This is a genomic window from Trinickia sp. (genome assembly GCF_036503415.1).
GTDB lineage: Bacteria > Pseudomonadota > Gammaproteobacteria > Burkholderiales > Burkholderiaceae > Trinickia.
This window is the reverse complement of the sequence record NZ_DASXWY010000006.1, coordinates 22,137-32,809: the sequence shown is the minus strand read 5'-3', so window position 1 is coordinate 32,809 and position 10,673 is coordinate 22,137. Positions and strand designations below refer to the sequence as shown.

Annotated in this window: 8 protein-coding genes; all 8 read right to left on the bottom strand. The window is 63.5% G+C overall.

All coding sequences use genetic code 11. The features are described from left to right. On the bottom strand, window positions 1–606 hold a 606-nt coding region (locus VGL01_RS00945; protein WP_331566150.1), incomplete at its 3' end, for a hypothetical protein. Window positions 607–1,236: 630 nt separating this feature from the next. After that, on the bottom strand, window positions 1,237–4,329 hold the full coding sequence (locus VGL01_RS00940; protein ID WP_331566148.1) for an efflux RND transporter permease subunit: 3,093 nt from the start codon (window positions 4,327–4,329) through the stop codon (window positions 1,237–1,239). A 45-nt stretch (window positions 4,330–4,374) separates the two neighbouring features. Continuing rightward, complete coding sequence (locus tag VGL01_RS00935; RefSeq protein ID WP_331566146.1) at window positions 4,375–5,442, bottom strand: metal transporter; 1,068 nt, start codon at window positions 5,440–5,442, stop codon at window positions 4,375–4,377. Beyond that, complete coding sequence (locus tag VGL01_RS00930; RefSeq protein ID WP_331566162.1) at window positions 5,439–5,984, bottom strand: TolC family protein; 546 nt, start codon at window positions 5,982–5,984, stop codon at window positions 5,439–5,441. The genes VGL01_RS00935 and VGL01_RS00930 overlap by 4 nt, the downstream gene beginning before the upstream one ends. Then, window positions 5,923–6,678 (bottom strand): TolC family protein, encoded by a 756-nt coding sequence (locus VGL01_RS00925; RefSeq protein ID WP_331566161.1) that lies wholly within the window; start codon window positions 6,676–6,678, stop codon window positions 5,923–5,925. Before VGL01_RS00925 ends, VGL01_RS00930 begins: the two co-directional genes overlap by 62 nt. A 229-nt stretch (window positions 6,679–6,907) precedes the next feature. Further along, window positions 6,908–8,221, bottom strand: coding sequence for a HAMP domain-containing sensor histidine kinase (locus VGL01_RS00920; RefSeq protein ID WP_331566144.1), 1,314 nt, complete (start codon window positions 8,219–8,221; stop codon window positions 6,908–6,910). Next, window positions 8,211–8,900 (bottom strand): response regulator transcription factor, encoded by a 690-nt coding sequence (locus VGL01_RS00915; protein ID WP_331566142.1) that lies wholly within the window; start codon window positions 8,898–8,900, stop codon window positions 8,211–8,213. The genes VGL01_RS00920 and VGL01_RS00915 overlap by 11 nt, the downstream gene beginning before the upstream one ends. A 61-nt stretch (window positions 8,901–8,961) precedes the next feature. Beyond that, window positions 8,962–10,527 carry a Na+/H+ antiporter gene (locus VGL01_RS00910; protein ID WP_331566140.1) on the bottom strand — a complete coding sequence of 522 codons (1,566 nt, stop codon included), beginning with the start codon at window positions 10,525–10,527 and terminating at the stop codon, window positions 8,962–8,964. Window positions 10,528–10,673: the final 146 nt, after the last annotated feature.

Sequence of the window (10,673 nt, the reverse complement as noted above, 5' to 3'; positions counted from 1 at the left end):
CGCGCGAAGCGAATCCGCCTCGCAGTGTTCGAGCGCGGTGCGCAATGGTTTCAGCACCGCGTCCAGGGCTCGCGGATTGCCCACTGCGAAAGCATGCCGGTTTCGCTTGAAGTGGGTCATGGCGGTCAGCAGCGAAGCCTTGACGATCAGTCGCGCTGTCTGAGCCTCGCAATGCGCGGCCGCTTCGTCGAGCTTCCCGACGTCTGCGGCGGCTGCGCCGACCTTGCGCGTCAAATCGATTGCAGCGCGGTATTGATCGGCCGCGATCTGCCAGGCTCGTGCCGCATCCTCGCATTCGAATACCGTTTTGGGCAACTGCTCCAGGGGGTGGAAGGCCCGCAGGGCATCGCCGAAGTCCGTGGCGAACGTGATCGGATGAAGCGTCTCCGCCTGCCTGCGCAATTCTTCCGCGCCGGCGGCGAGCGCGTGTGCATCGGCCGGAATGCTCGATAGTGCAACCCACTCCGACAACATCTGCTGCCGTTCGGCGCGACGCGCGCCGCCGGACCAGAAGTTCGGCGTGCCGTTGAGTGCGGAGTCGGCCAGCACGAGAAAATCGTCGTCCGCATCGTCTGTGTTGCGCTCGGATCGCCGGCTCGACGTCATTGAGCCGCTCGATGACGAATGCGCGTCGTCGGTATCGCGAGATGCTGAAATGGCTGCGCGGTCCTGCAACCTCAACCTGTCGAATTGCCGAGTCAGCGCTCGCTGAAAGCGCGGGCCACGCGCGATCGGTTGCAGCTCAGGGTGCGAACCAACATTGCCGCTGCCGAATGCGTCGCCGCCTTGATGCCCACCCGGGGTAGCGTGCGCCTCGCGCGGGCGCGTGCGCAGCACGGCCAGCGGTCCGCTCGGCGGCGTGCGGTTGCCGGACGACCCGGATGGCTCGGGTGACCCGGATGGTCTCGATGCAGGGCGGTCGTCGCCATGAGAGCCGTGAGCGGAGGGCGAATCCATGGGTGCCGTTGTCGTCGGCAGGGTCGGGCGGTCGATGGGCATTACGATTGTCTATGCGGGCCGACTCATACCAAAGGAGCCGATCGCCGCGCACTTGGCGGCGGGAGGAGAACGCTTCGAAGTAAATCTTCGGTGCCGCCAGCGTAGTGCGCGCGGCTGCGCCGCGGTAGGCAGCCGGCGAAAAGCCGCGGCACTCGGCGAACGCTGTACGCCGTACTCGCGAGGAGGGCGTTGAAGCAGCCGCGCCGGGCGCGACCGGATCGGTTCGAGCGCGCGTTCTCACGCGATATCATCCCGTTCGAACCGCCCATAGTGCAACGAGAGCATCGGCAGAACGATCAGATTGAGCGCGGTGGACGTAATCAGACCGCCGAGAATCACGATTGCCATGGGTCCCTCGATCTCGTTGCCGGCGGCGCCGCTCGTGACCGCGAGCGGTAGCAACGCCAGCGCAGTGACCAGCGCGGTCATCATGATCGGAACCAGCCGTTCCGATGCGCCGCGCACGGCGGTCTCGACGTTCCATGGCAAGCCGTCGATATGTACCAGGTGCTCGTAGTGGCTGATGAGCATGATCGAATTGCGCAACGAGATGCCGAAGAGCGTGATGAAGCCCACCATGCTGCCAAGCGAAAGATCGGCGCCCGTCAGCAAGACACTCAGGACACCGCCCACGAGTGCGAACGGCAAGTTGATCATGACGAGCAGCACCGCGCGGCGGCTTTTGAGCGCGAGGAAAAGCAGCAACGTGATGCCGATCAGCGAAATCGAGCCGTAGGCGAGAATATCCCGCTGCGCTCGTGCGCGCGCCTCGCTCTCGCCGCCGAAGACGGCGTAGGTGCCCGGTGGCATCCTGACTTCGCGGCTCACGCGGGCCTGTGCCTCCTTCACGAAATCGCTCACCGGCCGGCTGCCGAGATCGACCGATATGGTTTGCATGCGCCGTCCGCCGTCATGCGCGATTTGATAGCGGCCCGAGACCTCGCGGATCGTTGCGACTGCCTGCAAAGGCACGGCCAGTCCCTCTGCATTGCGTACCCTCATGATGCGGAGATCCGAGACCGTTCTGCGAGCTGCCGGTGCGAGTTGCACGACCACGTCGTAGGTTCGGCTGCCCTCATAGATCTGCGATACGGTGGTGCCCTGATAGGCCGCCTGAATCGCGTCGAGCACATCAACCGGCTTGAGGCTCCATCGACTCAATTCGTCGGGCTCCAGCCTTACGTCGAACTGGGGGATGCCAGATGGCGATTCCACCCGGACGTTCGCCACGCCCCGAATCGTTCCGATGACGCGTGCAATGTCCGCCGCTGTTCGATCGATGACATCGAGATCGTTGCCGAAAACATTCACGACGACAGGTGCCGTCGTGCCCGAAATGGTTTCGTCGATGCGTTCGACGAGAAACGTGTTCATTGAAGTGGTCAAACCGGGGAAGCGCGTGAGGGTTTGGCGAATCCGGGAGAGTGTTCGATCTCGATTGGCTGCGCTCATGGGATCGAGATCGACCTCGAACTCGGACAACTGCACACCGGCCGGATCGACGACGCCGTAGGCGCGGCCGGCCCGCTGCGCCACGAGGCGCACACCCGGCACCTGCATCAATGCTTGGGACACGAGCGTACCGACGCGCATCGATTCTTCGAGCGATGTGCCGGGAGCAAGGCCCATATGAACGATGTAATTGCCCTCGCGCAATTGCGGGATGAAGTTGCCGCTCATGAACGGCAGCGTCGCCAGAGCAGCGACGCACAACAGCGCCACGACCGCCATGACGGTCTTCACATTCTCTTCGACCGTTTTCAATAGCGTCGTGTAGCGCGTTTTCAGCCGGGCGATCAGGCGTGGCTCGCGTTCAGGTAGCGGTCCGCGGCTCAGCAACGCCAGGGCCATTGCCGGCGTAAGCGTCAGCGCCACGGCAAGGGAGGCCAGGACGGCGAGAATGTAAGCCACGCCGAGCGGAGCGAAGAGTTTTCCGCCCACGCCGGTCAGCGTCAGCACGGGCAGGAAAATCAACATCACGATGAAAGTCGCGAACACCACGGCACTGCGGACCTCGAGCGAGGCGCGCAGTACCACTTGATGCGCCGGAAGCGGTACCGGCAAGGTGCGATTGATCCGCAATCGCCGATAAATGTTCTCGACGTCGACGATTGCGTCGTCAACCACTTCGCCGAGCGCGATCGCGAGGCCGCCGAGCGTCATCGTATTCAGGCTCACATCGAACGAGGTCAGAACGATGACCGCAACGAGCAGCGAAATCGGGATGGCCACTGCGGAAATCGCGGCGGTGCGCACGTTGAGCAGGAACAGAAACAAGACAGCGATCACGAGCACAGCCCCGACGATGAGCGCTGCACGCAGATGGCCAATCGCGGCCTCGATGAAGTCGGCAGGCCGAAAGACGTTTGCGGTCACCTTGATGCCTTCGCGCGTCAGCTCGGGTTGGAGCGCGGCGAGCTTGCTTTCGATATCGCGCGTGACTGCCATCGTGTTCGTGCCGTACTGGCTTTCCAGCTGCAACATGATGCCGGGCGTGCCCATGATCGATGCAGCGCCCACGGACGGCGCGGTACCCCAGGCGACATTGGCGACGTCGCCGAGATGGATCGCCGCCCCGTTACTGGAGCGCAGCACGACACCGGCCAGCTTTGAAGGCGTGGCGATCTGACCGTCGGCATTCACGGCGATCCGCTGATTGTCGTTTTCGACGAAGCCCGCACCCCGTACGCCAGTCGACTGCCGAGCCGCGGCAATGACATCCTGGAGCGACAGTCCGTAGCGCATCAGCTTCGCCGGATCCACCTGAATCTGCATTTGACGAGGTGCGCCGCCGAATACGATGACATCAGCCACGCCTGGCACGCTGAGCAACTGCGGCGTTACCGTCCATTGCGCGACGTCGTAGAGCGCTATGAGGGAGCGCGTTTTCGATGTCAACCCGATCGTCCGTACGACGCTCGTCGTGGTCGTGAGCGGCAAAAGCCGCGGTGGGCCAACGCCGGCGGGAAGGCTGGCGGAAAGGCCGTTGATACGCTCGGTGACGAGCTGCCGTGCCTGCATGACATCCGTACGATCGTTGAAGACGAGCGTGATCGCCGATAGGCCTTGCATCGATCGCGAACGCATCGATTGCAGACCGACCATGCCGCCCAGGGCATTTTCGATCGGCTGCGTCACGAGCGCCTCGACCTGTTCGCTCGTCAGGCCCGGTGCCTCGGCTTGGACCTGGCTCATCGGCGGGGCGAATTCGGGAAACACATCGAGCTTCGCGCGCGTCAGACTAAAGAGGCCGTAGCCGGCGACGACGACCGCGAGCGCATAGATGACGCCGCGAAAGCGCAGCGAGAAGCGGATGATCGCATTGAGCATGGGAAGTGAGGTCGCGTGGACAGGCCGTGAACGTGGAGAAGCCAATCAGTCGTCGCACTCCGGCGGGTCCTTGCATGCCGTAGCGATGCCCTGAGGCTTGAGCTCCTCCGAGAGCAGTAACTGAGCGCCTTGCGTGACGATTTGCTCGCCCGCGCGAAACCCCGAAGTCACCACGAAGCCCTGGTCCCGTTCGTCGTCGCTCGACACGTAGCGCCGCGTGAAGCGATCGGGCGATGTGCGCACATAGGCCCAGGTTTGGCCGCCATACCAGACCACGGCCTGTGCCGGAATCAGCAGGCCCGACACCGTATGGTCCGACATCGACACGTTTGCGCTCGTGTGCAGACCGGCCGGGAGCATCCGCTCGGTGACGTAGAGCCAGGGGCTGCCTTGCACGGCGGGGTCGGCAAGCGCGGAGGCGGACAGCCTGTGCGCCTGTACTGGCTGCCCATCGGGAAGCTGTACCGCGATCTCGACCGGTGCGGTGTCGCCGCCGCTTGCGGGCAAAGTCACGCGCAGCACGGCCGCCCGACCTGACTGTAATCGCTCGAACAACGCCGATGCCGGCGCGGCTGCCGCGTTTGCGAGCGCGTCGCCGAACTGCTGCCGCAACGTTGCATCGAGCCCCGCGAGGGCCGCCCTGGCCGACTGCAGCTTGGCTTCATCGGCCTGCATGGCCGAGCGCGCATCCTGCAGGCTCTTTTGCGAAATATTGCGATCGTCGGCGAACAGGACGCGGCTGCGTTCGTATTGCGCCCGCGACGCGGCCGCCTGTCCCGTGAGCGCGTCGAGGTCCGCCTTCGCGGTTGCGCGGCGATCATGCAAATCGTAGAGCGGTTGCAAATCGATGACCGTGGCGTAAGCGCTGATATACGATCGCTCGGTGACAGCAGCAAGCGGGGAGACCGCGATATGGCTTGCTCGCTGGATGGCGGGCCGAACGATCACGACGGTTTCGCCATTCACGATCTGCACGGTAGGGTGCTCGGCCGATTGTTTGGAGGGAGCGGTCATGGAGGCACCCTGAGCGGCGAGCGTCCTGGAGATGTACCATCCGGCGCCGCCCGCCAACGCGAGTGAAATCAGTAAGATAAGTACGAGTTTGGGTTTCATGGCGGCATCGCTTCATTCGGACTGCGGCTTGCCGCTGCGTGCGCGAGGGGCTGCTGCAGTGCGTCTTCGAGCGCGCCCACGGACCGCTGAACCGCGATGAGCGCATCGAGGCGGGAGAGTTCGCTGACTTGATAGTCGGCCAGCGCCTGAGTGTAGGTGAGACGGTCTGCGTCGCCGGCTGAAAACGCCGCGTGCCGAGCCTCGAGCTGTTTGCGGGCGTGGGCCAGATGCGCGTCGGACAGCCGCAGCGCCTGGAGACTCGCCTGGTAATGCGCGAGAGCGTGGTCGAGATCGCCGAGCAGCGTGTCTTGCACCGCGGCCGTGCGGGCGGCCGCTTCCTTGCGCTTGGCCTCGGCTTCGCGAATGCCGCCTTGATTGCGATCGAAGATCGGCAGTGTGATGCCGGCCAGGCCGAAGGCGATCTTGTGCGTGCCCGTGTCGTACGTATAGCCGGGCCCGAGGTGAATGTCGGGATACTGTTTAGCTACTTCGAGCTGAAGCGCGGATTCGGCTGCGGCGTAGTCGGCAAGCGACGCGAGCAGATCGGCGCGATGGAAGATGGTGTCGCGCCGCGCTTCGGCCGGAGGCAGGGCAGCCGGTGCGGTACCGAAGGTTTCGAGATCGACCTCGACGCCGTCGAGTGCTGCGATCGGCAGGCCGATGGCCGCCGCGAGCTGCGCGCGCGTCCTCTTCGGCGCTGCGTGCGGCGGCCAGGTCAGCTTGCGCTTTGGTATCGGCGAGAACCGCTGCATCGACGTCCGGCTGCGAGAACTGGCCCGCCGCGAGGCGCTTCGTGCTCATTTCGGCGATTTGCCGCTCAGCTGCGGCCGTCTTGTTCAGGAAGCCGCTCTGTTCGCGTGCGGCATAAAGCGCAACGAGGGCTGCCCATACACGCGATCTGACCTTCCATGCTTCATTGGCGATATTCAGCCGCGCAGCTTCCGAAAGGTGCGACGCTTGATCGACGCGATATCCGCGTTTATGGGCAGTCTCGATCGGGATATCGAGTGCGGCGCCGAGGGTAAAGGGAGAACCGGGACCCGGGTTGGGCGCGTTGTACTGAAACGGCAATTGGAGCACGGGATTGGGCACTGCATCGGCCACTTCGATGCCGGCTTTCGCCGTTTCCCACTGCGCGCGCGCCACGTCGAGCGCGGGGCTGTAATAGAACGCCGCGAGGGTCAGCGTTTCGGGGGTCCAACGCGTGGGCGGCCACGGAGCGATATCACGGCCCATCTCGCGGCTGACGTATGCGTGCAACTGTTCGCTTGCGAGCGAGCGCTGCTCGAACTGCCGGGCGAGCGCGGCCGGTGCGAGTGGCTGTGCGTGATACGCCGCGCAGCCGCTCAGCATCGCGAACGTCATCAGTAGTACTCGGCGCATTCGTGCATCCGTCGGTGCTGCCGCTCGGATTCAAACCGCGGCTACGGATGTCGATGCTACGCGGCGCCTTGTGAAGTTTTTGTCAATAAAGGGCTGCATCGCCGCCTGGCTGTATCGCTGCGGAGTCGGCTTGCGGCAGACGCAACGACACGCGGGTGCCGCGCCCCGGCTCGCTCGTCAGTTCGACGGACCAGCGGTACCGGTCACAGATCTTCTTGACGATCGACAGGCCGATTCCGGCGCCGCGCGCAGTGGGTTCCTGCGCGGCGGCCTGATAAAACCGATCGAACACGTGCGGCAGTGCCTGTGCCGGGACGCCGCAACCGGTGTCGTCGATATGCAGCCAGCCGTCGCCATACGAAAACCGGATGCGCCCATGCTCGGTGTGCCGCACCGCATTGTCCACCACGTTGGATAGCACGATCGCGAAGGCCGACCGATTGGCTAGGAGGCGAACTCGCCGATCGACATCGATGACTGTCTTCAATTCCTTTTCGGCCAGGCGACCGGCAAATGGCATCAGCGTCGACTCGATAAGCGTCGCCACGGCCACCGGCTCCGCGTCCTGCTCCGTTTCTTCTCTGGCGAGCATCAGCAAGGCGTTGACGGTTTCGCGCATCGTGTCCGCGGCCCGTTCGATTTGCTGCAGCCTCGTGCGCGATTTGCCGCTGATCGACGCGTCATGTTCGAGCAACTCGCAACTCGTCTTGATCGACGTCAGCGGCGTGCGCAGTTCGTGGCTCACGTTGCCCGTGAATGCCTTCTCGCGTTCGATCATCTCGGCCATGCGTCGATGATAGTCGTTGAAGGCGTCGACCAATCCGACGAGCTCCGTTTCGTCATATTTACCAGGGTGGATCGGCGCCGAGCGACCCAGTTTGAGCGTCTTGACCTGCCTTGCGAGGCCTGCCACCTGCCGTACCAATAGTCCCGACAGGCCATACGACAGCCAGATCGTCAGCAACGCGAAGAGGCCGGTGCCCGCCATCAGGAAGTCGATCGCTTCCTTGAAATGCTGCTCGTAGATACTGAAGTTGTAGATGCGGTAAAGACGGGCCCTACCGAAAGGCGCGATCGCGATATGGATCTCCCGCCCATCGACGATGATCTGATGAATGCCGATCGGCAGAGCCTTCATCGAAGCCGTCAGGGCGGCAGAAGAGCGATCCGGCGCGGATACGTATCCGTCCAGGCGTGCATCGAAGGGCGGGAGTAGCGTTGGATCGGCATCGTAGCTCTTGAGGACATTGGCCATGTCGTCACGGATCAGTGCCGAGATCAGCCTTTCTTCCTGAGCTTCGGCGAGCGTCCTCACGCCGAACGCTTGCGCGAACAGCAACGCGACGATGAGCGCCGAGAAAGCAAGCGCGACCTTGAAGCGCAAGCTACGTCGCATGACTGTCGCTCGCGGAGAGTCGGTACCCGAGGCCGTGGACCGTTTCGATGAGATCGACTTTTCCAGGTTCGCTCAACGCTTTACGCAACATATAGATATGTGCGCGCAGCGTGTCGCTGTCAGGAAGCGCTTCGCCCCATACTTCCATTTCGAGTTCGCTGCGGCTGAACACACGGTTGGGGGCCTGCATGATGACGCGCAAAAGGTGCAGGCATTTGGGCGGGAGGCGGACGGGCCTGCCGGCGCGCTGGACGGTCATCGTCGACAGATCGAGACGCAGATCGGCGAAGCTCAGCTCCATCGTTGCGACCTGGCCTCGATAACGCTTGACGAGGGCGCTCAGTCTCGCGCCCACTTCCTTGAGCGAGAACGGTTTGACGAGGTAGTCATCGGTGCCTTCCGTGAACCCCTGCAGCTTGTCCTCGAGCGTGTCTCTTGCCGTCAGCATGAGGACGGGCGTGTCGCGGTGGGCCTCCGTGCGCAACTTGCGACACAGCGTCAACCCGTCGATGCCCGGCAGCGACAGGTCGAGCAGGATTGCGTCCCACACTTCGTCAAGCGCCATGCGCAACGCTGTGTTGCCATTGGACGCGATATCGACGTCGTACCCGTCGCTTTCCAGATAGTCGTAAAGGTTGGCGGCGATCGCCGCATCGTCTTCGACAATGAGTACTTTCATACCGGGCCGCCTGCTCGTCTTCCCTTTGAAGCAAGCATCGCACAACTGCCTGTTTGCCGCACTACCCGTTGCCGCCGGCCGACAATTCGGCCCAATCGAGCTCTTGCACGAGCGTGCGGTAGGCCTGGTCGCCGATGACTTCCTCGTTGCGAAGGTCGATAACCTTGCGGCGCGCAGCGTCGATCGCCTTGCGCCTCAGTGGGCCACCGGGCACCTCGTTCAGCGGTTTGCCGTGATCGTGGCTCGCGTTGAGCTCGACGACGGCTTGATACTCCTTTCTGAGCAATTTCGCGTGCATGGAGTCGTCCGCTTCGATCGAATCGAGCAGTGCCTGATAGATCAAGGTCCGGCCGGTTCGCACCTCTTTGGCAACGGGATCGTCGTCGGACAGCTTCAGCAGCCGGATGATCGGTTTCATCGTGAGGCCTTGAAGCACGAGGGTCCCGAAGACGACCACGAACGCACACAGCAAGATGATGTCGCGGTAGGGAAACGGCGAACCGTTGGGCAGCGTCTGCGGAACCGCGAATGCCGCGGCAAGCGTCACGATGCCTCTCATTCCCGCCCATGAGACAACGAGCCCGGCTCCCCACGAGCGGTTCTTGCGCGTCACGGGACTGGCCTTCCGGTTCTGAAACATCACGAGCGCGCTGTAGCCCATGACCCACAGGAACCGCGTAGCGATGGCCACGCCGAGTACGACGATCGCGGCAACGACGGCATCGATGCGCGGGGTGCCCGTTCCACTGCCCAGGCGCTCCCAGATCGGCCGCAGCTGCATGCCGATCAATACGAATGCGAGTGCGTTCAAGACGAAGACCACAGCCTCCCAGACTGCAAGGATCGGCACACGCATGCGCGCAGGGATGCGCGGACCGCCGCCGCGCGCCATTGTCATCGCGAACGCCACCATCGTCAAAATGCCGGAGAGGCCGACTTTTTCCGCGAGTATCCAAACGGCGAAGGTGAAAGCGAACTGCAGGATCAAAGAGATGGCCACATGGTCCGAGGCGGTCGTGATCGGTCGCAAGACGATTGCCAAAACGATCCCGGCCGCAATACTGCCGAATACCGTGAGCAGGAACATCGGCATGTAATCGCCGAAGCTCAGCGGCCCGGCAACAAGCGTGGTCAGCGCGAGTCGGTAGATGAACAGAGCGCTTGCATCGTTGAGCAGGCTCTCGCCTTCGAGCACATTCAGCACCCGTTGCGGCAGTCCCACCTGGCGCATGACGGCAGTAGCGGCTGCCGCGTCGGGCGGCGCCACGATGGCGCCCACGGCAACCGCGATGGCCCACGGCATGCCCGGCATCAGCCAGTGACAGGCCAGCGCCACGCCGACCACGGTGGTACCCACCGCGGCGATCACGAGCCCGGCTACCGGGCGCCAGTTCGCACGAAGGTCCCGAAGCGATGTGTCATAGGCGGCGTCCAGCAGAACCGGGGCAACGAACAGGGCCAGCGCCAGTTGCGGGTCGAGCGTCCATCTCGGGCTGGCGGGCAGGAATGCCACGCCCGCGCCCCCGAGCGCGAGCAGCGTCGGGTACGGTGCACCGATTCTGCGAGCCAGTTCCGCCAAAAACGCCGCCGCGATCAACAGTACGATGATCCATTCAAACGTTTCCACGACTCAATTCCTGTTATCGGCCGAATCGAAGTCTAGCGCGAGCGCGAGTGGGTTCGTAAAGAAAGGTTCGTCAGATTGCCCGAGCGGCGGAAAACGGTGAACATGGCAGGAAGGTCGCCATTCATGCGGACGGAACCGATCGAGGT

Bases quoted from the DNA above. Each gene is read 5' to 3' on its own strand.
- VGL01_RS00940 (WP_331566148.1), bottom strand. From the start codon at position 4,329: ATGCTCAATGCGATCATCCGCTTCTCGCTGCGCTTTCGCGGCGTCATC.
- VGL01_RS00935 (WP_331566146.1), bottom strand. From the start codon at position 5,442: ATGAAACCCAAACTCGTACTTATCTTACTGATTTCACTCGCGTTGGCG.
- VGL01_RS00925 (WP_331566161.1), bottom strand. From the start codon at position 6,678: ATGGGCCGTGATATCGCTCCGTGGCCGCCCACGCGTTGGACCCCCGAA.
- VGL01_RS00920 (WP_331566144.1), bottom strand. From the start codon at position 8,221: ATGCGACGTAGCTTGCGCTTCAAGGTCGCGCTTGCTTTCTCGGCGCTC.
- VGL01_RS00915 (WP_331566142.1), bottom strand. From the start codon at position 8,900: ATGAAAGTACTCATTGTCGAAGACGATGCGGCGATCGCCGCCAACCTT.